Consider the following 25,191-nt stretch of genomic DNA (forward strand, 5'->3'; position numbering starts at 1 on the left):
AACGATCGATGCGATGCTTGATGACGATGCTTTGTTGTGTGCTGGCGCTGGCGCTCCCGGCGTGCTCGAAGGGCGACGCGGCCGGCGCCTCGAAGTCGGGGTCGGTGCAGATACTGAACGTCTCCTACGACCCCACGCGTGAGCTCTATGAAGAGGTGAACGCCGCCTTCGCGAAGCGCTGGAAGGAGCAGAGCGGACAGGACGTCACCATCAAGCAATCGCACGGCGGCTCGGGCAAGCAGGCCCGGTCGGTGATCGACGGGCTCGAGGCGGACGTGGTCACGCTCGCGCTCGCCTACGACGTCGATGCGGTCGCGTCCGCCGGGCTGATCAAGGAGGGATGGCAGGCGCGCCTCAAGGACAACAGCGCTCCTTACACGTCGACCATTGTCTTCCTTGTGCGCAAGGGCAACCCCAAGGGCATCAAGGACTGGGACGATCTCGTGAAGGAGGGCGTGGCGGTCATCACCCCGAACCCGAAGACCTCCGGCGGGGCGCGGTGGAACTACCTCGCTGCGTGGGGCTACGAGCTGAAGCGGGCGGGCGGCGACGAGGTGAAGGCGAAGGATTTCGTCGGCCGCCTCTTCAAGAACGTGCCCGTCCTCGACACGGGGGCGCGCGGCTCGACCACGACGTTCGTCGAGCGTGGGCTCGGCGACGTGCTGATCGCCTGGGAGAACGAGGCGCTGCTCGCGGTGAAGCAGAGCGGTAAGGACAAATTCGAGGTGATCGTGCCGTCGATCAGCATCCTCGCCGAGCCGCCTGTCGCGGTTGTCGACAAGGTGGTCGACAGGCGCGGGACGAGGGCGGCGGCGGAGGCGTACCTCGCCTTCCTCTCCACGGAGGACGGCCAGCGCATCGCGGTGAAGCACTTCTACCGCCCGCGCAACCCGGCGATCCTCGCGGCGGCCGAGTCGGAGGGTGTCTTCCAGAAGGTCGCGCTCTTCTCGATTGACGAGGTGTTCGGGGGGTGGCAAAAAGCCCAGAAGGCGCACTTCTCCGACGGCGGCGTCTTCGACCAGATCTACCAGGCCGGTAAGTAGACTTCGTGGCTCTCCTCTGGCGGCGACAGAGCGTTCTGCCCGGCTTCGGGCTGGCGATGGGGATTACGGTAACGTACCTGTCGCTGCTGGTGCTCGTCCCGCTGTCGATGATCTTCCTCAAGACGGCGACGCTCCAGCCCGCCGAGATCTGGGCCGTGGTGACCTCGCCGCGCGCCGTCGCCTCGTTGAAGATGAGCTTTTCCGCGTCGCTCATCGCGGGGGGCATCAACGCGGTCTTCGGCGTCCTCGTGGCGTGGGTGCTCGTCCGCTACAGCTTCCCGGGCAAATCGATCGTCGACGCGCTCGTCGACCTGCCCTTCGCGCTCCCGACGGCGGTCGGCGGCATCGCGCTCACGGCCATCTATGCGCAGCAGGGGTGGGTCGGTCGGTTCCTGTACCCGCTCGGGATCCAGAGCGCATTCAGCCGCCTGGGCGTCGTCATTGCGCTCACCTTCGTGGGCCTGCCGTTCGTCGTGCGGACCGTCCAGCCGGTGATGGAAGAGCTCGAGATCGACCAGGAAGAGGCGGCGGCGTCGCTCGGCGCGGGTCGCTTCCAGATCTTCCGTCGCATCCTCCTGCCCGCGCTCTGGCCATCGATCCTGACCGGGTTCGCGATGTCGTTCGCGAGGGCGTTCGGCGAGTACGGGTCGGTCGTGTTCATCTCCGGGAACATGCCCCTCAAGACGGAGATCGCGCCGCTCGTCATCATGACCAAGCTCGAGCAGTACGACTACGCGGGCGCGACGGCGCTCGCGATGGTGATGCTTCTCTGCTCCTTCGTGCTCCTCTTCCTGATCAACCGACTCCAGTCCTGGAGCGGCGCGCGCGGGTCGTCGCGGAGCGCTGTCGAAGCGCCCAAGCCTGCGTCCGAGCGGCCCGCGGGGGCCAGAGCGCCCGGGGTCGCGTCGTAGTGGCTGGCGCGGCCGGCAAGCTGCGGTTCAGGTCGCGCGGGGCGGTGCGCGGCGCGACGTCCGAGCCCCCGCTTGTGCGCTGGGCGCTGACGGCGGCGGCGCTCGCGTTCCTCGGGTTCTTCCTCTTCCTGCCGGTCGTGGCGGTGTTCATCGAGGCGTTGAAGGACGGCCTCTCGGGGTACTGGCGGGCGATCACCGCGCCGGACGCCATCGCCGCCATCGAGCTGACGCTCACGACCGCGGTCATCGCCGTGCCGCTCAACCTCGTCTTCGGCGTGGCCGCGGCCTGGGCGATCGCGCGCTTCGAGTTCACGGGAAAGAGCCTGCTCGTCACGCTCATCGATCTGCCGTTCGCGGTCTCGCCGGTGATCTCCGGCATGATCTTCGTCCTGCTCTTCGGGGCGCAAGGGGTGCTCGGCCCCTGGCTCATCGAGCACGACCTCCGGGTCATCTTCGATCGTCCGGGGATCATCCTCGCGACGACGTTCGTGACGTTCCCGTTCGTCGCGCGCGAGCTCATCCCGTTCCTGGAGAGCCAGGGGGCCGACGAGGAGCACGCGGCGCTGTCGCTCGGCGCGAGCGGGTGGAGCATGTTCTTCCGCATCACCCTCCCCAACGCGAAGTGGGGCCTGCTCTACGGCGTGGTGCTCTGCAACGCGCGCGCGATGGGCGAGTTCGGCGCGGTGTCGGTCGTCTCGGGGCATATCCGGGGGCAGACCAACACCATGCCGCTGCACGTCGAGGTGCTCTACAACGAGTTCCACTTCTCGGCGGCGTTCGCGGTCGCCTCGTTGCTCGTCCTGCTCGCGCTCCTGACGCTCGTGGCGAAGCGCCTTATCGAAGGCCGGGCGCAGCGAGACGCCGCTCCGGAGATCGACCCGGCGGCGAAGGCCGGCGCGGGGTGACGCGCGCGCGCGCTCTATCGATCGCGCGCGCGGGACGGAGCGCGCGATAGAGCGAGGGCCGCCGGAGGACTCGGCACGAGCGGCACGAGAGGGAGCGCCGGGGACACGGCGCTTCCCTGGAATCGCCGTTGCGCGGGAGAACGGATGGCGCGCGGAGAACAGCACATCTCGACGCTTCGACGCGGGTGAGCGCCGCGGGAGGTGCGCTGTCGGGGCGCGCCCAACTTGCGATTGGCCCCCGGCGCTCCAGGTTCGAGGGAGGGGTCACCATGCGGGTCTTCGAAGCGGTTGGGCGTGTGATCGGGGGAGCGCTGTCTCCCATCGCCGGGGGGGGCAGCTTCATCCGGAGAGCGAGGCTGTTCCATCCCGACGGCGTGGTCTACTGCGCGGGGGTGAAGGCGCTCGCGGTGGAGGGCGAGGTCGGCGCGCTGGCGCAGCGGCTGGCGGGGCCGGCGCTCGTGCGGCTCTCGGGCGCGATGTGGCGGTGGCGGGGCGGCAAGGGCGAGCGCCGTCCGGACGTGCTGGGGGTCGCGGTGCGCTTCCGGACCAGCGAAGAGGTGACGCCGGCCGCGAGCGCCGGCGATCAGGACCTCATCTTCGTGAGCGCGCGCCGACTTTTGCTGCTCCCGTTCGCCCTGTTCACGACGAAGAGGCACGACTTCCTGGACAACGACTACTACGCGCTGGCGCGGTTCGACGTGGCCGGCTTCGGTCGCGCGGAGTTCCGCCTGGTGCCGCTGCGCGCGGCGGTGGTGAAAGGCAACCGCCTGGAGAAGCTGGAGCGCGCCGCTGCGGCGGGGCTCGCGCTGCTGCGCCTCGAGGTGAGGCGAGGGGGCTCGCGCGCGCGGTGGATGGCAGTGGCCGATATGGAGCTGTACGAGCCGGTGGACATCGACCAGCGCGCCCTCCGCTTCAACCCGTTCCAGACGGGGAAGGGGATCGTGCCGCGCGGTCTGATCCAGGCGACGCGGCGGGCGGTCTACACGGCCAGCTACATCGGGCGAGCCCTGGGAGGGCGGGAGAGGGTGCCGCGCGCGGGAAGGGCACGGCGCGGCGGGCGCGAACAGTAAGCAGCGCGGGTGTCCTGGAGGGCTGCGGCGGGAACGCGCCGGAGCCCCCCCTCCGCCGGCTCCGGGATCGGGACGGAGGGAGCTGGAAGCCGGAACGACGCCAGAACGACGCCAGAACGAGCGCGGCGGAGCGCCCGGCTGAAGGGGCGGCTCGGCCGCGTGAATGTAGACGGCGGTATCAAAGGCGTTGACAGCCGGGCAGAGATGAGGCATGACCTCCCGCCGCTTCGAACAGTCGGTGAGGTAGCCAAGTGGTTAGGCAACGGTTTGCAAAACCGTTATACGCGGGTTCGAATCCCGTCCTCACCTCCGCAACGACGACAGTCCGGCCTGTGTGATGCCCAGGCGTTGACCTGGATGCCGCTGCCGCAAGAGGCGAGCGCGGAGCGCCGGTGCGGCTGCCTGGCGGTCGCCAGCGCGACGGTGTCGTCCAGGTGAGCCGGAGCGATACGGCCGTCGCCGCGGCGCTGGCGTCCTCGCCTCAGCGAGGGTCGAACCAGGTATAGCCGTAGTCGAAGCAGAGCTCCTCGCCCGACTGGATGTCGCGGAGCGCGATGGCAGCCATCGAGTCCGGCACCGGACCGTCATCCATCTCGACGTTGGGTGTCGTCGAGTGGTTGTAGAGCGCGAGCAACCCCCACGCATACGCCTTCTCCCGCCCGGGCTCCTCCCCCCACGTGAACACGTGATGGAGCGCCTGGCAGTCGCGGTGCTCCTCGGTCTTGAGATCGGAGGCCGGGAAGAAGCTGACAGCGGCCCACTCGACGACGGCGCCCTTCGGCAGGAACCGGCGAGCGAAGACGCCCCGGCCCTTCCCGGGGATGCGGCGCCACACGACGTTCGGATGGAACTGGTTCTCGGCGATGAGGGCGTCGATTTCCTGGTCGGTCATGGCGGGCGCGACCGACGCTATCACGCCCCACCATCTCCGCGGCTGCTCGCGGGCAATTCCTTCGAGGAAAAGCGGATGAGCTGGAGCGGAACATCGATGGATTGGCGGCTGGCCGGCGCCCTCCGCGGCGCCCGTCCTCGTGATACCGTGGCGCGGCCGGAACACCCCATCCGGGCGCCGCGGTGGCGCCGCTGGCTCCGGCGCGCGGATGCATGGCCTCGGATCTCCCACGAAAACCCGCCGCGCCGCCTGAAGGACCCGGCCCACGATCCGCGCCGGCGGAGCCCACGCACCCGCACGACGCGGGCGCGGCGGGCTCCGACCCGCCGCCGAGCGATCGCGCGCCGACGCGGCTCTGGTCGCCTCGAGGCCCGGCGCAGGCGCCGCCCCCGGGGCCTCCGCCCGACGCGCCGGGCGCGACCGTCCCGTGGTCGCCCGGGCCGCACCCGCCGGCGCCGCCGGGCCGCCGCGCGCAGGAGGGCACGCCGGGAAGAGCGCGCGCCCTCGTCAGGGCGGCGCTCGATCACCCGCTATGGCACCCGCTATGGCACCCGCTGTGGAAGCGCGCGGGCGCGGCGCTCCGCGCGGCCTTCCGGCGGCAGCCCCGGGGCGCCGGGCCCAGGCCGCCGCTCCGCGCCCAGCTCGCCCGCTGGGGCAAGGGGCTCGCGATCGCCCTCGCGTGCCTCCTCGCCGCCGCCGTGCTCGCGTTCTTCCTCGTCGTCCGCCACTACGAGCGCGACCTGCCGACCACGGCGGAGCTGAAGAATTACAGCCCGCCGCAGGTGACGCGGTTCCTCGCGCGCGACGGCACGGTGATCGGCGAGCTCTTCGTCGAGCGCCGCACGCTCGTGCCGGTCACCGAGATCCCGCCGGTGATGAGCCTCGCGGCGCTCGCGGCCGAGGACGCCAGGTTCTACAAACACGACGGCCTCAATTACCTGGGCATGCTCCGCGCGCTGATCGTCAATCTGCGCTCCGCGGAGGCGCGCCAGGGCGGCAGCACGATCACCCAGCAGGTCGTGAAGAACGTGCTGCTCACGCACGAGCGCACGATCGACCGGAAGATGCGCGAGCTCCTCCTCGCGCGCCGCATCGAGCAGGAGCTCACGAAGGACCAGATCCTCGAGCTCTACCTGAACCACATCTACTTCGGGCACGGGCGCTACGGGGTCGAGGAGGCGGCGCGGTTCTACTTCGGCAAGAGCGTCCGGCAGGTCACGCTGGCCGAGGCGGCGCTCCTCGCGGGCATCGTGAAGGGGCCCTCCATTTACTCGCCGCGCGTGAACAAGGAGCGCGCCGAGAAGCGCCGCGCCTTCGTGCTCGGTCAGATGCGCGAGAAGCGCTTCCTGCCCGCGGCGCAGATCGACGCCGCGCTCGCGGAGCCGATCCGCCTCGCGCCCGAGCCGGAGCACCTGGACGAGCTGGCGCCCGAGGTCCTCGCCGAGGCCGAGCGCGCGCTGCGGAAGGCCGTCGGGCCCGACGCCAGGTACGGCGGCTACACGGTCGTGACCTCGATCGACCCGAAGATGCAGGCCGCGGCGCGCGCGGCGGTGCGCCAGAACCTCGACGCCTACGCCGCGCGGCACGGGCTCGTCGCGCCGTTCACCCGCGCCAAGGGGGATCCGGCGCCCTTCCAGGGCGCGCCCAAGGACGCGGGCCGCGCCTACCTGGGCGCGGTGACCGGCGCCGACGACGCGCGCGGCACGCTGGCCGTCCGCGTCGGCGCGGCGCAGGGCAGCGTCGATCTGCGCAAGGAGCGCCGGTACAACCCGCGCGGGCTCCCGCCGAGCCGCTTCGCCGAGGTCGGCAAGGTGCTGCGCGTGCGCTTCGAGGGCGACCCCGAGGCCGGCAAGCTCCGGCTCGACCTCGGCCCGCAGGGCGCGCTCATCGCGATCGACGCGCGCACGCGCGAGATCGTCGCGCTCGCGGGCGGCTACGAGGGCGCGCGCGGCGGCCTCGATCGGGCGAGCCGCGCGCTCCGCCAGCCGGGATCGACCTTCAAGGCGATCGTCTACGGCTACGGCATCCATTCGCGCAAGCTCACGGCGGCCTCGATGCTCGAGACCGACCCGGCGGCGCTCGATGGCTATCGGCCCGGCAACTACGACGAGAGCGAGGGGCAGAGCCCGAAGCGCCTGCGCGAGGCGCTCGCCCACAGCGTGAACGTGGCCGCTGTGTCGGCGCTCCGGGACGTCGGCCCCGAGGCCGTCGTCGCGTGGGCGCGCGAGCTCGGGATCACGTCGAAGCTCGGCGCCGACCTGTCCCTCGCGCTCGGCTCCTACGAGGTGACCCCGCGCGAGATGGCGGCCGCCTACGCGACGTTCGCCGCGGGCGGCGCGTACCAGGAGCCCGTCCTCGTGACGAAGATCACGGGCCCGCGCGGCGAGGCGCTGCCCCTGCCGGCGCGGCCCCCGCCGCGCCCTGTGATGACCGCGGCGGAGGCGTACCTCACGACGGACCTGCTCACCTCGGTCGTGAAGGTCGGCACGGCGAAGCAGGCGCTCTCGCTGCGCCGGCCGATCGCCGGAAAGACCGGGACGACGAACGACGCGAGGGACGCGTGGTTCGTCGGCTACTCGACCGACATCGCGTGCGCCGTGTGGACCGGCTTCGACGACGCCACGACGCTCGGCGCGCGCGAGGTGGGCAGCAGCGCCGCCCTGCCGGCCTTCATCGCCTTCATGGAGAAGGCGCACGCGGGGCGGCCGGCGACCGACTTCCCGGAGCCGCTCGGGATCGTGCGCCTCCCGATCGATCCGGCGAGCGGGATGGGGGCGTTCCCGGGCCAGGAGGGCGCCGTGGAAGAGGTGTTCCTCGAGGGCACCGAGCCGACCGGCGTCGCGGTGCCGGACCCGGCCGCGATCGGGCAGGGGATCCTGGACCTCTTCAAGACGCAGTGACCGTCGCGACGCGACCGCGCTTCCCGGGCGCCCTGCGCCGCGGGCTCCAGCTCGGGCTGGCCGCGCGCGCGGCGCCCTGGTGATCCTCGCGGCGAGACGCCGGCCCCACGCGGGCCGCCGCGCGCTATGTTCCGGCCCGCCCGTATGAAGTGGTCGCCGATCCTCGCTGCCCTGCTCCTGCTCGCGGCCGCGTGCAAGAGGCCCGACCCCGCCGAGGAGGCGGTCGCGCTCTCGCCGCAGGCCGCGAAGGGCAAGGCCATGTTCTCCACCCTCTGCGCGGCGTGCCACGCCCCCAGCGCCAAGCTGGTCGGCCCTCCGCTCAGCGAGCTCGCAGGGCTCTACAGGGACGATCCCGCGGGCATCGTCCGCTGGGCCGTGACCCCGGGGCGAAAGCGCGCCGACGTCCCCCCGATGCCCAGCTTCCGCGGCGTCCGGGAGTCGGATCTCGCCGACATCGCGCAGTACATCATCGAGGCCGGCACCGCGGCCGGAAAGCAAGGTCCATGATCTATTCGTTCGTCCTCGTCGCGCACTCGTGGCTGCGCTGGGTCGTCCTGCTGCTCGGGCTCCTGGCGCTCGCGCGGTCGGTCCGCGGCTGGGCCCAGCGGGGGCCGTGGACGGCGGCGGATCGCAAGGTCGGCGCGGCGTTCGTGGGCTCGCTCGACGCCCAGTTCCTCCTCGGCATCCTGCTCTACACCGCGCTCAGCCCGCTCAGGCCCACGTCGCTGGCCGCGCTGAAGGCCGCCATGCCCATCGCGGCGCTGCGCTTCTTCGCCGTCGAGCACATCTTCGCCATGATCGTGGCGGTGGTGGTCGCCCATGTCGCCTGGGCCCGAGCGAAGCGAGCCCCGGACCCCACCGCGCAGCACCGGCGCCTGGCGATCGGCGTCGTCATCACGCTGCTCGTGATCCTCGCCGCCATCCCCTGGCCCTCCATGGTCTACGGTCGGCCGCTCTTCCGGCTGCCCTGAGAGGCCGCCCATCGTCGCCTGCGCATTCCCCGAGCAGCTGCCCGGGGCGCAGGCTCACGCCACGTCCTCCCGGCTCATCCGGAGCAGCCACAGCGGCGCCAGCGCCTGCGACAGGCTGCGCACCAGCGACGACTCGGCATACCCCATCACGTAGTCCTCGATCTCGATCGGCGACGTCGCGCCCGGGCGGCGCGGCGGGTCGAACCGGACCCGCCGCACCACCGGGAGGAGCTCGGCCGGGTTCGGCGGGAGCGCGCGCCCGCCTCGCGCCGCCTCGTCGAACGCCGCCTGCAGGTCGAGGTGCTCCCGGACCGCGCCCGCCGGCGAGAGGCCCGGCCGGGCCGGCAGGACGCGCACCCGCACCACCTCGGGGCCGCGCGAGAGCGACGTCCAGACGTGCGCGCCCGTCTCGAGCTCGAAGAAGTCCATCACGCACAGGCCCACGACGCTCAGGACGAGGAGCTCCGCCCCGCGCCCGGGGGCGGCGAGCATCGCCTCGAGCCCCGCCGCCCCGCGGCCCTGCTCGACCACGCGCGCGCGCCCGTCGCCGTCGGACGCGCTGCCGAGCGGCGCGCACGCCCACCCCTCCACCTCGCCCCCTGCCTCGCCGTAGGCGCGCGCGAGCGCCTCGAAGAGCCCCTCCTCGGGCTCGTCGCGCCCGCCGGCCGGCCTCTCGTCGAAGCGCGCCGCGCGGAGCAGCTCGATGAGGACCGCGTGCTGGCCCGGCTCGTCCACCTTGCGGAGCGCGCGCCGGAGCGCGTGGCCCTCCGCGATGCACTCCAGGACCTCCTGCTTCGCCGGCCGGCGCAGCGGGCCCGGCAGCTGGCGCCGGTGGAACAGGCGCACCCGGGAGCGGCTCCACTCGTCCTCGACCGTCACGTAGCCGAACCGCCGCACCTCCAGGTCGAGGTGCTGCTGCTCGTCGTCGTCGCCGCTCCGCCGCCGGACGAGGTCGATCCGCTCGCGGAACGCCCGGATCGCGCCGCGCATGGCGTCGAGGTTGTAGACCGCCTCTGCGTGCTCGTGCGCCTCGGGCCCCTCGGCGGCGGTCCGGCCGTGCTCCGCGAGGTGGTAGCGGATCCGCTCGGAGAGGCGCGCGAGGCCGTCGCTCCGCTCGAGCGCGTCGACGAACTCGAGCAGCGGCGAGAGCTCCGCCGTGAGCGCGCCGAGCGGCCTCGCCATGAGCGGCGCGAGGGCCCACGCCGCGGCCGCGGGCTCGGCCTCCGCGAGCGCCTCGCGGTGCAGCGCAAACGCGGGTGACGCGGGTGACGCGGGTGACGCGGGCGACTCGGGCGACCCGCGGGACGCGGCGCCCTCGCCCGCCGCGGCGGCGCCGTCGCCGCGCGCGGTCGTGAAGATGCGGATCACCTGCATCGCGGCGGGCGCGCCGCGGGTGAGCGCGTCGCTCAGCAGCGATCCGATCTCGTCCTCGATGAACCGCTTCACCGAGCGGGCGCCGTCCTCGGCCACGAACGCCTCGCGCGCGATCCGCTCGGCCACGCCGGCGCCCCGGCGCACGAAGACGCTCCGCTCGGCGAGCCCGCGCCGGCCGAGCAGCCGGTCGAGCTCCTTCTCGGCCACCCGCACCGCCACCTCGGGCGTCAGCGGGCGGAACGGCACGACGCGATCGATCCGGTTGAACAGCTCTGGCGGGAAGAAGTCGCGCACCGCCCGCGCGACCTCCTGGGCCGACTCCTCCGCGATCGCGAGCGCCCGCGCCTCCGAGAGCCCCGCGCCGCCGAAGCCGACGAGCGCCCGCGACCGCGCGCCCAGGTTGGACGTCATCACCACGACCGCGTGGTGGAAGTGCGCGGGCCTCGCCGCCGCGTCCGTGAGCCGCCCGTCCTCGAAGAGCTGGAGCAAGAGGCCGTGCACCGACGGGTGCGCCTTCTCGATCTCGTCGAGCAGCACAAGCGAGAACGGCTGCTCCCGCACCCGCTGCGTCAGGAGCCCGTCGGGCGCGTAGCGATCGCCGACGAGCCGCGCCGGCGCGTCCGGGCCGCTCTGCTCGCTCATGTCGAAGCGGAGCAGGCGCGACGCGCTGCCGTAGATGAGCTCCGCCATGCACCTGGCGAGCTCGGTCTTGCCCGTCCCCGTCGGCCCGGTGAAGAGGTACACGCCGTACGGGCGCCGCGGGTCCACGAGGCCCGCCTTGATGCGCGCCACGAGGTCCGCCGCCGCGCGCACGGCCTCCGGCTGGCCGATCACCCGCCGGCCCAGCTCTTCCTCCAGCGCGCCGGCGTCGAGCGGCTCGTCGCCACCGAGGAGGAGCCGCGGTACGCCAGTCTTCTGCGACAGGAGCCGCAGCACGTCCTGCGAGCCGACCGGCCGCGGCGCGTGGCCGCGCGCCGGCCCCGGCTCCCCGGAGGGCGAGGGCGTCACGCCCGCGCGGACGACCTCGCGCAGGAGGTCGACGGCCTTGCCCGGCAGCGCCTGCGCCGAGAGGAGCGATCCGCCGAGGTCGAGGATCGTCCGCAGCACGTACGGGCTCACGCGGGCGGCGTGGCGCTGCTCGAGCGCGCGGACCTCCCGCACCATGAGGCGGAACGTCTCGGAGGGCGTCGCCTCGGGGAGGAAGAGCGGCGTGAACAGGGCCGCGAATGACGGGGACTCCTGCTCGAGGAGGCGGAACGCCTCGGGGGAGCACTCGCCGACCATCACGATCTCGCGGCGGGAGAGGGGGCCGCGGAAGAAGTCGGCGAGCGAGCGCTCGCTCTCGCGCGATCTGCCGATCCGGCCGAAGTGGTGGAGGTCGTCGATGACGAGGATCGCGCCGCGGCTGCGCGCGTCCTCGACGAGCTCGACGCACCGCTTCTCCCAGTCGCCGAGGTGGCTCATCCCGGCGATGAGCCTGCGGCCGCTCACGGCGACGACGTCGCGGACGCGGTCGAGGTTCTTGTGCGCGCCGTACCCGTCGGCCGCGAGGAGGTCGAGCACCGCCCGGTGGATCAAGGTCGTCTTGCCGCACCCCGGCGGGCCGACGACGACGACGGGCTGCGCCCTGCCCGCGCCGAGCAGCAGCGCGAGCTGCTCGCGCTGCGGCGATCGCGGCACGCCCGCGTCGAGGTTGCCCTGGGCCGCGCGCTGCGTGAGGCTCACGCCGAGGCTCGGCAGGACCTTGAGGCCCCGGCGCTTCTTCCAGCGGAACGCCGGATCGGCGCCGGTGTCGTCGTCGCCCGGTCGCTCCGGCAGGTCCGCGAGCGCCGAGCGCGGGGCGCACGAGAACGACAGCGCCGTGATGCGCTCCTTGCCCCGGCTCCAGAGCCGCGCGATCTCGTCGTCGTCGAGCGCGGCCCACGCGACCTGGAACAGCGCGCGGAGCTGCTCGTCCAGCGGGAGATCCTCGCGGATCGGCGCGGCCTCGCCCTGGCGGGCGGGGTGGTAGGCGAAGACGACGCGCTCGTGCTCCGAGGCCCAGCGCGGCTCGAGCACGACGGGGCAGAGCCCGCTCACCTTGCGCCGCTCGGCGGCGCCGGAGAGCGCGAGCTCGAGGCGCACCTTCTCGAGCCGGATGCCGCGAGGGAACTCGAAGCGCGCGATCTCGGCCGCGCGCGCCTTCTCGAAGACGGCCCTGAGCTCCTCGGTGAGCAGGCGCCGGACGCGCTCCGCGTGCCGCCCCTCCCGCGAGCGCGTGCTCGGGCCGAGGCCGAGCGTCACGCACTCGACGTTCGTGGTCCGCCGTTCGAAGAGCGGGATCGTGAAGTGCACGGCCTCAGGGTAGTGGCTCTGCCAGGTCAGGCGTCGTGCAAATCATCCAGCGCCGGGCCGTCCCCGCCTGCGCTGAAGTACTCGCTCCGATCCAGCCCGCTCCCCTCCTCCTCGAACAGGAGCAGGTGCGTCAGCGCGACCTCGTCGAGCCGCTCCCAGTACCAGGCCGGATCCATCGCGATCCGCGCCCTGCGCCCCGCGATCAGCGCCGCGCCCTCGACCTCGTCGAGCTCGCGCGCGGCCGCCCCGCGCCGCCGCGCCGCGGCCGAGCCTGCGGGCGGCGGGGCGAGCGACCTGTGCTCCCACTGGTCCTCGGCGATGTCCGCCGCGTGCGCGACGAAGTGCACGAACACGTGCAGCCGATCATCGCCAGGCGCCTCGCCCGCGTCCCGCTTGCGCGCGACCACCCGGTGGAGCCCCCGCTCCAGCGAGAGGAACGCCCCCGCGTACGCGCCGGTGCAGCGGAGGAGCACGCTCCGGAACCCGCGCTTCGGCTTGTCGAGCGCGTCCAGCACGTCGCCCGCAGCGCGCGGCGGGCCCCACCGCCGGCTCGCGGGCCACGCGCCGTCGCCCGGCCCGGCCCGGTCGCCGTCGATGTGCAGCGTCGCGCCCCACCCGCGCCGCGGGAGCTCCTTGAGGAGCGGCGCGAGCCACCGCTCGAACGCCCCCGCGTCGAGCTCCTCCAGGATCAGCGTGATCGCGTCGCGCCGCGACTCGGTCGCGACGAGCGCGCGGGGCAGCACCTTGCGCACGCCCTCCCACGCCGCGCGCGCCTCGCCCGCGAGCCCGCGCACCTCCTCGCTTTCGAGCAGCGCCATCAGGGCGAGCTCCTCGACGCCGTGCATCTCCTCCTGCGCGCGCTCGAGCTGTCCCCAGAGCTCGCTCAGCCGGTGGTGCTCGGCCTGCAGCGCCGCGGCGTCGATCTCCTTGCGCCGATCGCGCGACGGCCCGCTCGCGAGGCTCAGCTGCGTCAGCAGGAAGTCGAGCTGCTCCTTGAGCTGCTCGAGCGGCCCGAGGTTCATCCACCGGTCCACCTCACGCCGGAGCTCGCCGACCTGCTCGACGCCGAACGCCTGCTGCGCGGCCTTCGCCGCGCGCCGCCGCCGCGCCGTGAGGCGGAGCGCGGGCGTCTCGGCGCGGGCGACGACGGCGCCGTCGGCGGGCGCCGCCGCTTCAGGCTCGCCCGCCTCGGTCACCCACACCGTGAGATCCCGCGCGTCGCCGCCGAGCTTCGCCAGCAGCCGCGCGAGCGGCGCCGCGAGGTGCTCCTCGACGTGGCGCCGCAGCGCCCGCGCCCCGTACGCCGGCGCGTGGCCGTCCTCGGCGAGCCGCGCGAGCGCCCGCTCCGACACCTCGAGCGCGACGCCCGCCTCGGACAGCCCGCGGCGCTGGGCGAGGCGCTGCGCCGTGAGGCGCGCGACCTCGGCGAGCTCCGCCCGGGTCAGCGCCCGGAACGGCACCACGCGATCGATGCGGTTCACGAACTCCTGCCGGAACGCGCCCGCGACGACGCGCTGGTAGTGCGCCTCGTCCAGCGCGGCCTGCTCCTCCGGGGCCTCGGCGCCTCGCTCGCCGGCGAACCCCGCCCGCGCGCGCCGCTCCGCCGCGCCGAGGTTCGACGTCATGATCACGATCGCGTTGTGGAAGTACGCCGTCCTGCCGCGCGCGTCGGACAGGCGCCCCTCGCCGAGCACCTGCAGCAGGAGGTCGAACACGGCCCGGTGGGCCTTCTCGATCTCGTCGAGCAGGAGCACGCAGAACGGCTGCTCCCGCACGCGCTGCGTGAGCAGCCCGCCCGCGCCGTCGGTCCCGCGGATCAGGCGATCGGCCGCGCCCTCGCTCGAGAACTCGCTCATGTCGAACCGCGAGAGCCGATCGGGCGAGCCGAAGAGCAGCCCGGCGAGCGCGCGGGCGAGCTCGGTCTTGCCGACGCCCGTCGGCCCCACGAAGAGGAACGCCGCGAGCGGCTTGTCCGGCGGCGAGAGCCCCGCCTTCACAACGGCGATCGTCTCGGCGAGCGCGCGCACCGCGCGCTCCTGCCCGACAACGCTCGCGCCGAGGTCGCGCGCCGCGCGGTCGACGCGGAGCGGGAGATCGTCGCGCAGCAGGAACGCCGGCATCCCGGTGCGCATCGAGAACAGCTCGTGGAGATCGCTCCGCCCGAGCGTGACCGGCTCCCCCTGCGCGGTCCGCTCCCGCTCGTGCACGGCGCGCAGGTCCTCGTAGAGGCGGACCGCCTTGCCCGGGAAGGCGCTGTAGGGGAGGTAGCGCTCCGCGAGATCGACGAGCGCCGTCAGCGCGTCGCCCGCGACCGCGGGGCGGTGCGGCTCGACGCGGCCGTCGCGCTCGGCGCGCGCGGCGAGCGCCTTCCGGGTGTCGGCGGCCGAGAGCGGATCGATCCGGATGCGGCTCAGGCCCGCGAAGAACGCCCAGTGCCGCCCCTCGAGCGCGTCGAGCCGATCGTCCCGGAGCTCGCACAGGACGCGCACCCGCCCCTCGTCGAGGTAGGGCCGCATCGCGCCGGCCAGGTCCACGTGTCCCCCGTCGACGCGCTCGGCCAGGAGATCGTCGAGGTTCTCGAAGTAGAGCACCGCGTCGAGCGCGGCGGCGGCCTCCATCACGCCGTGGATGCGCTCCTGCCACTGCCCGAGCCCGCTCATGCCCGCGATGAGCTGCGCGCCCGACGTCGCGTAGACGAGCCGCGTCTGGCGGGCGACATACGCCAGCGCGAGCGCTGTCTTCCCGGCGTGCTCCGGGCCCACGAGCAGCACGCCGAGGCGCTCCTCGCCGTCGAGCAGCGCGGCGAGGCGCGCGAGCTCCGCGTCGCGGCAGGCGAGCGGCGGCGTCGCGAGCGGGCTCCGCTGCGCCGCCACGTGGAGCGGCGTCGCCACCGCGACGAGCGTCTCCACGGCCTTCTTCCGCCGCGCGCGCTCCACGAGCGACGCGCCGCGCGGCCCGTGCCCGCCCGCGCGATCGGCCTCGGGCAGCGGCGCGTGGAGCACCTCCAGGCGGTGCGCGCTCCCGGGCAGGAGCCCCAGGTGCTCCCACGTCGACAGGACCTGCGACGCGAGCAGCCGGCGCACCTCGTGCCGGATCGCCGCCTCGATCGGCTCGCCCGCCTCCACGTAGAACGCGTGCCCGAGGCTCGGCACGAGCACCCACGCGTCGCTCTCGCCGCGCTCCGCCGCCGGCGTCTCCGTCGGCCCGCGCGTGTAGAGCTCGCCGGCCGGCACGACGACGCAGGGGAAGCTCACCGGCACCTCGTTCCGCAGCTTGCGCGGCAAGTCGTCGCGCGGGACGGGGACGCTCACGGAGAGGAGCCCTGTCCCTTGCGGGAACGAGAGCCGGGAGACCGCCTCGGGCCGGGCGCGCGCGGCGTGCTCGCGCAGGAAGAGCTGCTGCTCGACGAGGACGTCCTCGTCGCGGCCGAAGCTCGCGACGTCCGGCGCCGCGACGGGGAAGGCGAGGCACGCGCCGTCGAAGCGCTCGCGCACGAAGACGAGCGCCCTGGCGGTGCGCCCCTCGCTCGCGTCGCGAGCCCCTTCCGCGGACGCGCCCGCTCCGTCCTCTGGAGCGGGCGCGGATCGTCCGTCGTCGCTGGAGCTCGTGCTCATCCGAGAGGGCGGAGCAGAGCCGATCCGCCCTCCCGGCGCAATCCGGTGATCAGCGTGATCCGCGTGATCCGCTCACGTCGGGTCGGCCTTGGGCGTGGTCGGTCCGCTCTTGGGCAGCTCGGGCTGCTTGATGTAGTCGGTCGGGAGATCGCCGGTGAGCGACTTGAGGAACGCGACGATCGCCTTCACCTCTTCGGGCTTGGCCTCCACGCCGAGCTGGTGCCACGCCATCTTGGTCACCGTCTCGTCGAGCGTCGCGATCGAGCCGTCGTGGAAGTACGGGAAGGTCTTCTCGACGTTCCTGAGGCTCGGGACGCGGAAGAAGAACTTGTCCTTCTCATCCTTCGTGTGGTCGAAGCGCCCGTTGTCCTTGAGGCCGGGGAACTCCTTCACGAGGCCGAGCTTCTGGAACGTCGAGCCGCCGACGGCGACGCCCGTGTGGCAGGTCGGGCACCCGAGCGAGATGAACTTGTGGAACCCGGCCTTCTCCTCGGCGCTAAGGGCCTTGTCGTCGCCGCCCAGGAACTTGTCGAAGCGCGACGGCGTGACCAGGCCGCGCTCGAACGCGCCGATCGCCTTGGCCATGTTGTCGTAGGTGATCGGCTCCTTGTCGTCGGGGAAGGCCGTCTTGAAGAGCTTCACGTAGTCGGGGATCGACTTGAGCGTCGTGATGACCCGCTTCTCGTCCGGCATGGCCATCTCGACGGGGTTCAGGATAGGCCCTTTGGCCTGGTCCTCGAGCGTGGCCGCGCGGCCGTCCCAGAACTGGGCGACGTGGGGGCCCGCGTTGTACGCAGAGGGCGAGTTGCGGCCGCCGAGCTGGCCCTTGTGCCCGGAGGAGAACTGCTTGTTGTCGACGCCGTAGCTCGAGAGGCCATGACACGAGTTGCAGGAGATATCGTGGTTCTTCGAGAGGCGCGTCTCGTACCACAGCATCCTTCCAAGGGTCACCTTGTCATCGGTGATCGTGTTCTTGTCAGTCTCGAATTTTGCGGGCAGGACCTTGAAGGACTTGACGTCCTTCGGATCGAAGACGAGCGGCTTCACGTCGCTTGTCGCCGCGGCGGTCGCGGCGGGCTTCGCCGTGTTCGAGGCCGGGGCGGCCTTGTGCTCGTACTCCGCGGATCGTTCGCAGGCGCCCAGCCCGGCGGCGATGAAGAGCACACTGATGAGAGATGAGGGCCAACGCATGAGGTCTCCTGGCTCGTGAGGACGCCGTCCACGGTATGAGAGAGCCGCCGTGGACGTCAACGCGCGCCGCGGCCGCACCGTCGCCGCGCTCGCCGGCCAAGGCGCGGTGCTGGCGGCGGTCGTGGGGGTGCCCCGGGGTGATGCGTGTTACCGGCCGGTTGCGACTCGTGGTCTCGAAGGTAGCGCGATGGATGTCGAGGTGCCTCCTGCGCGCCTATCTCCTCCGAGGTGCGCTTCTCCGTTTCGCCCGATTTCTCCGAGGTGTTGCGCGGCGCGCTCGCGCGGCCCGCGGGGTGTAGCGGGCGAGCTGCGGTAGGGCGGAAGCGTGGAGGCGCGGAAACGCCGGAGGGCGGAAGCGTGGAAGCGCGGAAACGCCGGAGGGCGGAAGCGTGGAAGCGCGGAAACGCCGGAGGGTGGAAGCGCGGGAGCGCGGGAGCGTGGACGATGCGAGGCCGACCGGCGAGGGGGCCCTTGCGCGCCCGGGGGGCGCCGGGCAACCCTTTCGGCCGTGCAATCGCCGATCGACAGCGGGGTCGTGCTCATCACCGGCGCGTCGTCGGGCATCGGCCGCGCGCTGGCGCACGAGATCGCCCAGCGCGCCCGGGCGCTCGTGCTGGTCGCGCGCCGCAAGGACCGCCTGGAGGCGCTGCGCGCCGAGCTCGCCGCGGCGCGCCCGGCGCTCGCCGTGCTCGCCTTCGGCTGCGATGTCACCGATCGGGCGGCGGTCGACGCGATGCTGCTCGCCGTCGAGGCCGAGGTCGGGGGGGTCGACGTCCTCGTCAACAACGCCGGCTTCGGCGACATCGGCGTGTTCGATCTCTCCGCGTGGTCGCGCACCGAGCAGATGATCGCGCTGAACGTGACGAGCCTCGCGTACCTCACCCACCGGCTCGTCGGCCCGATGGTGTCGCGCGGGCGCGGCGCGATCGCGAACGTGAGCTCCGGCTTCGGGCTGACGTTCGGGCCCGGGATGGCGTCGTACGTCGGCACGAAGCACTTCGTCACGAGCTTTACCGAAGCGCTCCGCCTCGACCTCGCCGGCACCGGCGTGCGGGTGACGCAGGTCTGTCCGGGGCCCGTGCGGACCGAGTTCAACGAGGTGGCCGGCAACTTCACGGGCCTCGAGCCTCCCGCGCTCCTGTCGATCTCCCCGGAGCGCTGCGCGCGCGCGCTGGTCCGCGCGGTGGACCGCGACCGCGCGCTCGTGGTGCCCGGCGCGGTGGCGTGGCTCGTCATCCATCTCGGCGTCATCTGCCCGCGGTGGCTGCTCCGGCTCGCCTACTGGCCGATCGCGCGCGTGCTGCGGAAGAAGCAGCTCGCGGTGCGCGACGCTCCGGCGCCGCCCTGAGGCGCGCGTCCTGGCGGCCACGGTCGCCGAGGCGCAGGACCTGGGCGCCGCGGCGAGAGCTGCGGACCAGAAGGTTCATCTGCGGCCGTGTCCGCCCTCGTGGTAGCGTCAGGCGCCTCTCGTCGAGCTCCTGAGGAGAACCACGGATGAAGAAATATCGGTGTCTGGTCTGCGGCTTCGTCTATGACCCGGCGGTCGGTGACCCCGACACCGGCATTGCGCCGGGGACCTCGTTCGAGGACCTGCCCGACTCCTGGATGTGCCCGGAGTGCGGCGCGACCAAGGCCGATTTCGAGCCGATCGACGAGTGAGCGATCCGAGCCTCTGCGCCGTCTCGGCGAGCCGAGCGCTGGACAGCGCGGAGGCGCCGGGCGCGTGAGCACATCGGCTGCGTGGTCGCCGCGCGCCGATGTGCTCATCGGGATCGCGCCGCGTGCGGCCCCGGTGGGCGCTCCACCCATGCACCGCAATGTCGGCATGACGCACGCGGCGGGGTGAGCGCCAGCCGCAGCGGCGCGGGCGCTCAGCGCAGCGAGGCACAGGGCGACGTCGAGGAACTCCCTGCAGCGGGCGCTCAGCGCAGCGCGCTGCGAACAGCCGCATGCAGGCAGGAGCACCTCAGCGCGCGATCACCTCGCGCCCGATCCAGATGCTGGCCACGCTCCTGCGTGAGCTCGAACGCCCTCAGCAGACCGCCTCTCATGCGGTCGCACGCTTTCGAGAGCGTGGTGATGGCGTGAAATGAAGAAGAACAGCTAAGAAAGAGGATTGAGCTGCTTCGAGGGTGGACCTGACAGGGATCGAACCTGCGACCTCTAGAGTGCGATTCTAGCGCTCTCCCAACTGAGCTACAGGCCCTCGCTTTCGAGAGCGCGGACTCTACTCGCCGGGGCGCCGCTGTCAAGCATGGATCGCGGTTTTCTCTCCGCCGCCCGTCCGTTGTTCGGGGCCCAACCGGCGGCGCGCACGGGCGGCGTGGAGAGCCCGCGACGGGGGCAACCCGCCGCCTCGGGCCGCCGTGGTCGCCGAGCTTGCCTGCATCCTGAGCCGCGCTGTCGCGTTCGGGGACGACGAGATCGCCCGGGTCGTTCACGGAGCGATCGGTCGCCTGCTCGGCGCTCGTCGCGATCGCCTCCTCCACGCCGCCCGTGCGCGCCGCCAGCGAGGCCGGGACCGGGGGGCAGGCCGATCGTGCTCCCCTCGGCCGGCGTCGATCTCGGTTGGTTTCGATGAGCCGTGGCCGACACCCCCGTGGTCTTCACTCGAGGAGCTCACCTTGGAGGTGATCGAATGAAGCGATGGATGACGGCCCTCGCGGCCGCGGTGACGATCGTGAACGGCGGGTGCGTCCCGATGGGGCTCACCTCGACGGAGGAGGAGCCGGAGGAGGGGCCGCTTTCGCGCAGCGCCATCGCCGTGCGGTTCGGTGACCTGTTGTCGGACCCGTTCAACAGGGAGGTGCTGATGAACGGGATGCAGCTCACTCACCCGCCGCACCCCGACACACTCGCGCTCTTTTTCAGTGATTCCGTGCAGGACTGCAGCCTGCCGCTGATCGGGCGGGGGCCGAGCCCGCTGGCCACCATTTCGGCCACGTACGCCTTCTGGCAGAGCGCGCTCTTCATCCCGCCAGAGCTCAATCGGCCCGGGCTCATCGACCTCAGAGACTTTCGCATCACGACGTACCTGGCCGTCTGGCACCCCTCGCACGGCGGAGGGTCCGCCCTCGGCGACGGGACGTGGGGGGCCCTGGGAGGGGAGGAGGACAAGACGCTCGAGATCGTGAGCAGCGACGCGAGCTCCGTCTCGGTGAAGCTCGAGTGGCGGACGCCGCCGTGGCGGATCGAGTTCAACGGCGTACCGTACAAGCCCGATCTGGACCTCGGCGGCGACTACACGGCGACCTATTGCGGCGCTCCGCCGCCGTCGATCCCGCCCTCACCGGGGCGCGCGATCCCTGGCGCCGCGCTGGCCGCGCCGCCTGGCGGGCCGACCCCGGATCCCGACGCGCTCCATCTGTTCCTCGGGAGCGGGGCCGAGAGCTGCGCGGATCCCTGGTCGTCCATCGCGTGCACCGGCGCCACGCGCGTGACGTTGAGCCTCCCGCCGGCCTACCAGAAGCCCGGCATCCTCGATCTCACGGATCCGGCCATCGCCGCGTCCTTCATCCACTCGTGGAGCACGGACTGCTCGGCGACTGAGCTCGTCAGCGGCGTGTTCGACGGCGGCACGATCGAGATCCTGAGCATCGACGCGAGCGGGGTCTCGTGCAGGGTGTACGGGTCCCATACCCTGCTCGACGCCGGAGCCTTCGATGCCGACGGGCTCTACACGGCGTCGAGCTGCCCCTGAGCGGTGTCCCCGCGCTCGGCGCCACTCCTCCGCGGCGAGGAAGCAGGGCAACGCGGTATTCGGGGCGCAACGGCGCAAGGGATTTCCCTTCCCCGGGCGCCTGCCGCGGGCGCGGCGCCGGGGAAGAGCCTGTGCATGAAGCGCTGATCAGTTGGCAGGGCTCGGCGGGTCTGCGGGCGCGCCGGGCGCGCCGGGCGCCGGCGGAGGCTCCGCCTGCGCGCGCGCCTGGGCCTTCGGGTTCTGGAAGATGAAGAGCTTCTCGCGCTCCTCCCCGTAGCTCTCCGTGCTGCCCCACTTCGGGTTCCAGTCCTTCACCCAGTACACCTCCCCGGAGACGATCGCGTCCTCGGGCCGGCCCGTGCGCTCGGGGTAGCGGTAGATGTACTCCTTCATCGCGTCCCGGTACGAGGTGTTCGCCGGCAGCTTGATGCGGGCGAAGTAGTCGCACCAGATCTGGGTGTACGCGAAGCTCTTCGTGTGCAGGAGGTCGAAGTTCGGCGGCTCGCCGGTGAAGGGGTTGATGTGGCGGCCGTCGACCGTGATGGCGTCGACGACGATCGTCCCGTCGTCCATCACGGGGTTCGGCGAGAACATGAACCAGCCCTGGAGGAACCGGAGCTTCTGCGAGAGGACACGCGTCGGCTCGGGGTGAGGCACCTTCCAGCGGTTCTTGATGACCCAGAGCTCGACAGCCGCCTGGTTGACCGCGCCGACGAACATCACGAGCACGGCGAGCTCGCGAAACGTCGCGAGCACCTTCCGGCCCGCCAGCCGGAGCGGCGCCGGCGGGGGCGCGATCTCGGAGCGCTCCGGGATCCGCGCGCCGAGCGCCCGGCCCAGGCTGCGGCGGTGCGCCGCCGCCATCGCCGCGGTCGCCGCGTCGCGCACGAGCGGCAGGCGGAGCGCCCACGCCACGGCGGGGCCGAGCGGGATCGCCGCGATGATGTCGGCGAGCGCCGCCGCCCCCTCGGCCGCCTCGCCGCCCGGACGCCGCGCCGCGAGCCCGTGGGGCGCGGAGCTCGACGCCTCGAAGGTGAGCAGGCCGAACCGGTCCATCCGCTTCAGCACGCGGCATGCGAGCACGGCGCCCGGCGAGCGCGGGTCGAACAGCACAACGCGGGCCCGATGCACGCGCCGCATCGTGCGCGCGGCGATCTCCCAGTCCTCGCGGCTGATGAGGAGCGTGGAGAACACGCAGAGCGCCCACGCGAACGGGCCCAGCACGAACGTCATGCCGAACCCGACGTGGAGCAGGTTCATCATCACGAGCGTGAGCCGCCGCGCCCACACCCGGCCGAGCGGCGACAGCAGGCACACCGGGATGGCCGCCTCGAACGAGATCACCATCCTCGTCATGAACAGGATGAGGAAGTTCGGCGCGTAGTCGCGGATGTCCGCCACGATCGGCGTCACCATCCGGTCGACGTAGAGAACGAAGTGGACAGCGGTCCCGTTCTTCCAGGCGGGGCCGGTCTTGTGCACAACGTTGAAGAAGTAGATCGCCGAGAGCTGGATCAGCAGGACGGGCCCGAGGACGGTCACAAAGGCGTCCGGCTTCCGGGGGTCGTCGAGCGTCGAGCGGTCGTTCAGATCGTCCGCGGTCCGCTCGCGGCTCCGCTTCAGCGACGCGAGGAGCGCGTCGACCGAGAAGCGATCGCCCAGCGGCAGGAAGCACGTCCAGAGCAGCAGCAGGTTGTGGACGACGTAGCCGCCGTTCTCGATGAGCAGGACGCGCCCGTTCATGCTCGTGACGAACACGAGCGAGAGCACCTGCATGAGCTTCGTCTTCCAGCCGATGAGCAGGCAGACGTAGGTGGCGAAGATCACGGCCCAGAGGACCCAGAGCTCGCCCGGCGTGGAGAAGGCGTTGACGAGCGAGAAGTTCCCGCCGCCCTGCGGGCGCCAGAGGTTCACGTGGTTCGGCAGGACGCCGATGTCCGCGAACATGTCGGACCACGCCCAGCTGCGGCGGAACAGGTCGCCGATCAGGAAGAAGCCGAGCAGGATGCGCGTGAAGCCGAGCGTCCGCCGGTCGAACGTGAAGAAGCTGTCCCGGAGGATGTCCCACATCGAGGGCCCGCGCGGCCGCGGAGGCGGCTCCGGCTCCGCGCCGTCTTCCTCGTCGTGCTCGCCCTCCGCGGCGCCATCGTCCTCGGCGGCCCCGTCGCGCTGCGGCGCGCGCGCTGCGCCGTCGCCCGCGCGCGCGCCGTCGCCCGCGCCCCTCGCGGCGGCGGCCTCCGGGCCTGCTTCGCGGCTCTCGCCGGGGTCCTCGTTCCGGAGCGCGCCCTCGGGCCCACCCTCGTCGCGATCGTCTTTTGCGTTCATAAGGCGTCGAGATCGATGCTGCGCGAGCGGAGCGCTCGCCGTTCCCATCCCCTACCTACCGCAACCGCGCTGGCGCCGCACGAGGCGACCAGGGGCGCGACGTGCGAGCGCGCCGGGTCACGCCCTGTGGGCAGGATCGCGACCGCACGGCGCGCTTGATGCGCGCGGCGCGGGACGGTAACGAGGAGGGCGACGTGCGCCCCATGTCCAACGCGCCCGACGCGCCCGATGCTGAAGAGCGCCTCGCGCTCGCGAGCTGCGCCTTCGTGGCCGGCTGCATCCTGCTCGCGCCGCGCGAGTGGATCTCGGCGGGGCTCTCGCTCGCGCTCGCTGCGGCGCTCTTCGGGTGGCACCTCCGGCGGCGCGCCGCGGCCCCGAAGGCAGGGCCGGCGGCGCTTGCGCAGGGCGCCCGCGGCGCTCAGGGCGCGCCGGGTGAGCCGGGTGAAGAGCCGCGGGCGCCAGCCTGAACGCGCAGCGGAGGGCGGCCGAAGCGGGCGCGCACACGGTCGGCGACGGCGCGCACCCGCGGCGCCCCGAGGAGCCGCCGCTCCAGGCGCCGCTTGCCGGGGATGTCGAGGAGCATCACGCCGATCAGGATCACCAGCGCGCCCGGACCGGGGACGCCGGGCAGCGACAGCAGGATCCCGAGCGCGACGGCCATCACGCCGAGCAGGTTCTTTCCGACGCGCGCCGCCATGCGCACCCAGGTCGGGCGTCCTTCCAGGAAGGGAGCCTCCTCCTCCCTCTCCAGGTAGTCCTCGGGCAGCCGGACGAGCACGACAGTGACGAGCGCCATGCCCGCGATGAAGCTGGCGATGCACACGCCCACGCCGATGGCGAGCTGCTCGCGGTGCGCGTCGACGAACGCGCGCGCTGCTCGGGCGGCATCCGTCATCGATGAGGCGGGTAACATACGGCGGTGAGGCGGGGAGCATACGGCGCGCCGCCGGCTCGGGCGAGGTGGGCCGGGCAGCTCAGGGGACGAGCACGGTGCCGATCGAGCCGGGCTCGCTCGCCTCGCGCGCGAGATCGCCCGGCTTGAGCCGCCCCAGGATGTGGATGCGGCGGACCCCTTCGGCGAGCGCGGCGAACGACTCCTCGAGCTTCGGGATCATCCCGCGCGTGACGGCGCCGCTCGCGATGAGGGCGCGCCCCTCGGCGACCGTGAGGCTCGGGATGCGCGAGGCGGGATCGGAGACGTCGCGCAGCACGCCCGGCACGTCGCTGACGAGGAAGAGCCCCGCCGCGCCGAGCTCGATGGCGACCCGGTTGGCGACCGTGTCGGCGTTGATGTTGTACGCCTGCCCGTCCGCGCCGGCCCCCAGGCAGGCGAGGACGGGCAGGTAACCGCCGCTCCCGAGCAGCTCGAGCAGCCCGCGATCGACGCCCGTGATGTCGCCGACGAGGCCGAGGTCCACCGGCTCGGGCCCGGCGCCGGCGTAGACCTGCGGCGGCCGCTTGACCGCCGAGAGGGCGGGCCCGCTCGCGCCGTGGAGCCCCACCGGCCTCGCGCCCGCGGCGACGAGCGCGGCGCAGAGGTCGACGTTGAGCTTGCCGGCGACGACCATCTTCATGACGTCGAGCGTGTCCGCGTCGGTGACGCGCTGACCGGCGACCTGCCGGACAGGGATGCCGAGGCGCTCCTGCAGCCGGGTGGCCTGCGCGCCGCCGCCGTGGACGACGATCGCGCGCGCGCCCGCGCGGGTGAGCGCCGCGAGGTCGCTGGAGAGGATGGCGAGGGCAGGGCCGCCCACGACCTCGCCGCCGAGCTTGATGACGAGCGGGCCCGTCGCCGTGGTCACGGGTGCCTCCGCGCTGCTCTGGGACATTTCATGAAGGGCACACGTACCACTTCTGCTGCGGCCAGGGCAGAGGTCGCCGGCGCGCAGGGTGGTGGCAGCGTGGTGGCAGCGCGAGCGGGCGCCGGCGACCTCGGGCGGGGCGGCGCTCGGCCCTCCGTG

18 protein-coding genes and 2 tRNA genes are annotated in these 25,191 nt (G+C 72.8%); 12 read left to right on the forward strand and 8 right to left on the reverse strand.

Features of this window, described 5'->3' with window-relative positions:
* The first annotated feature begins 20 nt into the window (after positions 1–20).
* From WMF46_RS01825 to WMF46_RS01845, 5 genes are all read left to right on the forward strand, one after another.
* Positions 21–1,043 carry a sulfate ABC transporter substrate-binding protein gene (locus WMF46_RS01825; protein ID WP_437984016.1) on the forward strand — a complete coding sequence of 341 codons (1,023 nt, stop codon included), beginning with the start codon at positions 21–23 and terminating at the stop codon, positions 1,041–1,043.
* A 56-nt stretch (positions 1,044–1,099) separates the two neighbouring features.
* The gene (cysT, locus tag WMF46_RS01830; protein ID WP_437984017.1) at positions 1,100–1,954 is read left to right on the forward strand and encodes a sulfate ABC transporter permease subunit CysT; all 855 of its coding nucleotides are present in this window, start codon (positions 1,100–1,102) and stop codon (positions 1,952–1,954) included.
* The gene (cysW, locus tag WMF46_RS01835; RefSeq protein ID WP_437984018.1) at positions 1,954–2,859 is read left to right on the forward strand and encodes a sulfate ABC transporter permease subunit CysW; all 906 of its coding nucleotides are present in this window, start codon (positions 1,954–1,956) and stop codon (positions 2,857–2,859) included. Before cysT ends, cysW begins: the two co-directional genes overlap by 1 nt.
* Before the next feature lie 269 nt (positions 2,860–3,128).
* Entirely contained in the window at positions 3,129–3,929 is an 801-nt protein-coding gene (locus WMF46_RS01840; protein WP_437984019.1) for a hypothetical protein, read from the forward strand.
* 237 nt (positions 3,930–4,166) lie between these two features.
* Positions 4,167–4,238 (forward strand) — tRNA-Cys (locus tag WMF46_RS01845).
* Positions 4,239–4,410: 172 nt separating this feature from the next.
* On the opposite strand, the gene WMF46_RS01850 is transcribed toward WMF46_RS01845, so the two are convergent.
* Positions 4,411–4,821, reverse strand: a complete 411-nt coding sequence (locus WMF46_RS01850; RefSeq protein WP_437984020.1) for an SET domain-containing protein — start codon at positions 4,819–4,821, stop codon at positions 4,411–4,413.
* A gap of 212 nt (positions 4,822–5,033) precedes the next feature.
* Between WMF46_RS01850 and WMF46_RS01855 the strand changes: the two genes are divergently transcribed.
* The 3 genes from WMF46_RS01855 to WMF46_RS01865 all read left to right on the forward strand — a co-directional run bounded on the left by WMF46_RS01855 (position 5,034) and on the right by WMF46_RS01865 (position 8,692).
* Entirely contained in the window at positions 5,034–7,721 is a 2,688-nt protein-coding gene (locus tag WMF46_RS01855; protein ID WP_437984021.1) for a penicillin-binding protein 1A, read from the forward strand.
* A 144-nt stretch (positions 7,722–7,865) separates the two neighbouring features.
* Complete coding sequence (locus WMF46_RS01860) at positions 7,866–8,228, forward strand: c-type cytochrome (RefSeq protein WP_437548983.1); 363 nt, start codon at positions 7,866–7,868, stop codon at positions 8,226–8,228.
* On the forward strand, positions 8,225–8,692 hold the full coding sequence (locus WMF46_RS01865; protein WP_437906744.1) for a hypothetical protein: 468 nt from the start codon (positions 8,225–8,227) through the stop codon (positions 8,690–8,692). Before WMF46_RS01860 ends, WMF46_RS01865 begins: the two co-directional genes overlap by 4 nt.
* A 54-nt stretch (positions 8,693–8,746) precedes the next feature.
* On the opposite strand, the gene WMF46_RS01870 is transcribed toward WMF46_RS01865, so the two are convergent.
* From WMF46_RS01870 to WMF46_RS01880, 3 genes are all read right to left on the reverse strand, one after another.
* A complete protein-coding gene (locus tag WMF46_RS01870; RefSeq protein WP_437984022.1) occupies positions 8,747–12,400 on the reverse strand; it encodes an AAA family ATPase in 3,654 nt (1,217 codons plus the stop codon).
* 26 nt (positions 12,401–12,426) lie between these two features.
* Positions 12,427–16,014: an AAA family ATPase gene (locus tag WMF46_RS01875; protein WP_437984023.1), complete on the reverse strand. Its 3,588-nt coding sequence runs from the start codon at positions 16,012–16,014 to the stop codon at positions 12,427–12,429.
* A 72-nt stretch (positions 16,015–16,086) separates the two neighbouring features.
* The gene (locus tag WMF46_RS01880) at positions 16,087–17,205 is read right to left on the reverse strand and encodes a cytochrome-c peroxidase (RefSeq protein ID WP_437984024.1); all 1,119 of its coding nucleotides are present in this window, start codon (positions 17,203–17,205) and stop codon (positions 16,087–16,089) included.
* Between the two features lie 508 nt (positions 17,206–17,713).
* Here WMF46_RS01880 and WMF46_RS01885 point away from each other — a divergent pair.
* Together WMF46_RS01885 and rd are read left to right on the forward strand one after the other, a co-directional pair.
* The gene (locus WMF46_RS01885) at positions 17,714–18,553 is read left to right on the forward strand and encodes an SDR family NAD(P)-dependent oxidoreductase (RefSeq protein ID WP_437984025.1); all 840 of its coding nucleotides are present in this window, start codon (positions 17,714–17,716) and stop codon (positions 18,551–18,553) included.
* A gap of 146 nt (positions 18,554–18,699) precedes the next feature.
* Positions 18,700–18,864 carry a rubredoxin gene (gene rd, locus WMF46_RS01890; RefSeq protein ID WP_437548991.1) on the forward strand — a complete coding sequence of 55 codons (165 nt, stop codon included), beginning with the start codon at positions 18,700–18,702 and terminating at the stop codon, positions 18,862–18,864.
* A gap of 474 nt (positions 18,865–19,338) precedes the next feature.
* Here rd and WMF46_RS01895 read toward each other — a convergent pair.
* A tRNA-Ala gene (locus WMF46_RS01895) sits at positions 19,339–19,411 on the reverse strand.
* A gap of 444 nt (positions 19,412–19,855) precedes the next feature.
* Here WMF46_RS01895 and WMF46_RS01900 point away from each other — a divergent pair.
* Positions 19,856–20,905: a hypothetical protein gene (locus tag WMF46_RS01900; RefSeq protein ID WP_437984026.1), complete on the forward strand. Its 1,050-nt coding sequence runs from the start codon at positions 19,856–19,858 to the stop codon at positions 20,903–20,905.
* A 147-nt stretch (positions 20,906–21,052) separates the two neighbouring features.
* Here WMF46_RS01900 and WMF46_RS01905 read toward each other — a convergent pair whose 3' ends face one another.
* Positions 21,053–23,230, reverse strand: a complete 2,178-nt coding sequence (locus WMF46_RS01905; RefSeq protein ID WP_437984027.1) for a hypothetical protein — start codon at positions 23,228–23,230, stop codon at positions 21,053–21,055.
* 203 nt (positions 23,231–23,433) lie between these two features.
* Between WMF46_RS01905 and WMF46_RS01910 the strand changes: the two genes are divergently transcribed.
* Positions 23,434–23,697 (forward strand): hypothetical protein, encoded by a 264-nt coding sequence (locus tag WMF46_RS01910; protein ID WP_437984028.1) that lies wholly within the window; start codon positions 23,434–23,436, stop codon positions 23,695–23,697.
* Here the strand turns inward: WMF46_RS01910 and WMF46_RS01915 are convergent.
* Together WMF46_RS01915 and argB are read right to left on the reverse strand one after the other, a co-directional pair.
* Positions 23,649–24,125 carry a hypothetical protein gene (locus WMF46_RS01915; protein ID WP_437984029.1) on the reverse strand — a complete coding sequence of 159 codons (477 nt, stop codon included), beginning with the start codon at positions 24,123–24,125 and terminating at the stop codon, positions 23,649–23,651. The two genes, WMF46_RS01910 and WMF46_RS01915, sit on opposite strands and share 49 nt — an antisense overlap.
* A gap of 79 nt (positions 24,126–24,204) precedes the next feature.
* Positions 24,205–25,059: an acetylglutamate kinase gene (gene argB, locus WMF46_RS01920; RefSeq protein WP_437861061.1), complete on the reverse strand. Its 855-nt coding sequence runs from the start codon at positions 25,057–25,059 to the stop codon at positions 24,205–24,207.
* Positions 25,060–25,191 lie beyond the last annotated feature (132 nt).

It is taken from the genome of Sorangium sp. So ce117, from assembly GCF_051524395.1.
Classification (GTDB): Bacteria; Myxococcota_A; Polyangia; order Polyangiales; family Polyangiaceae; genus Sorangium; species Sorangium cellulosum_B.

What these genes read in the sequence shown, in the direction of transcription:
- WMF46_RS01865 (WP_437906744.1), top strand. Translation starts at nt 8,225, where the DNA reads ATGATCTATTCGTTCGTCCTCGTCGCGCACTCGTGGCTGCGCTGGGTC.
- WMF46_RS01915 (WP_437984029.1), bottom strand. Translation starts at nt 24,125, where the DNA reads ATGACGGATGCCGCCCGAGCAGCGCGCGCGTTCGTCGACGCGCACCGC.
- WMF46_RS01860 (WP_437548983.1), top strand. Translation starts at nt 7,866, where the DNA reads ATGAAGTGGTCGCCGATCCTCGCTGCCCTGCTCCTGCTCGCGGCCGCG.
- WMF46_RS01880 (WP_437984024.1), bottom strand. Translation starts at nt 17,205, where the DNA reads ATGCGTTGGCCCTCATCTCTCATCAGTGTGCTCTTCATCGCCGCCGGG.
- WMF46_RS01905 (WP_437984027.1), bottom strand. Translation starts at nt 23,230, where the DNA reads ATGAACGCAAAAGACGATCGCGACGAGGGTGGGCCCGAGGGCGCGCTC.
- cysT (WP_437984017.1), top strand. Translation starts at nt 1,100, where the DNA reads ATGGGGATTACGGTAACGTACCTGTCGCTGCTGGTGCTCGTCCCGCTG.
- WMF46_RS01825 (WP_437984016.1), top strand. Translation starts at nt 21, where the DNA reads ATGACGATGCTTTGTTGTGTGCTGGCGCTGGCGCTCCCGGCGTGCTCG.
- WMF46_RS01855 (WP_437984021.1), top strand. Translation starts at nt 5,034, where the DNA reads ATGGCCTCGGATCTCCCACGAAAACCCGCCGCGCCGCCTGAAGGACCC.
- WMF46_RS01840 (WP_437984019.1), top strand. Translation starts at nt 3,129, where the DNA reads ATGCGGGTCTTCGAAGCGGTTGGGCGTGTGATCGGGGGAGCGCTGTCT.
- argB (WP_437861061.1), bottom strand. Translation starts at nt 25,059, where the DNA reads ATGTCCCAGAGCAGCGCGGAGGCACCCGTGACCACGGCGACGGGCCCG.
- WMF46_RS01850 (WP_437984020.1), bottom strand. Translation starts at nt 4,821, where the DNA reads ATGACCGACCAGGAAATCGACGCCCTCATCGCCGAGAACCAGTTCCAT.
- rd (WP_437548991.1), top strand. Translation starts at nt 18,700, where the DNA reads ATGAAGAAATATCGGTGTCTGGTCTGCGGCTTCGTCTATGACCCGGCG.
- WMF46_RS01875 (WP_437984023.1), bottom strand. Translation starts at nt 16,014, where the DNA reads ATGAGCACGAGCTCCAGCGACGACGGACGATCCGCGCCCGCTCCAGAG.
- WMF46_RS01910 (WP_437984028.1), top strand. Translation starts at nt 23,434, where the DNA reads ATGTCCAACGCGCCCGACGCGCCCGATGCTGAAGAGCGCCTCGCGCTC.
- WMF46_RS01900 (WP_437984026.1), top strand. Translation starts at nt 19,856, where the DNA reads ATGACGGCCCTCGCGGCCGCGGTGACGATCGTGAACGGCGGGTGCGTC.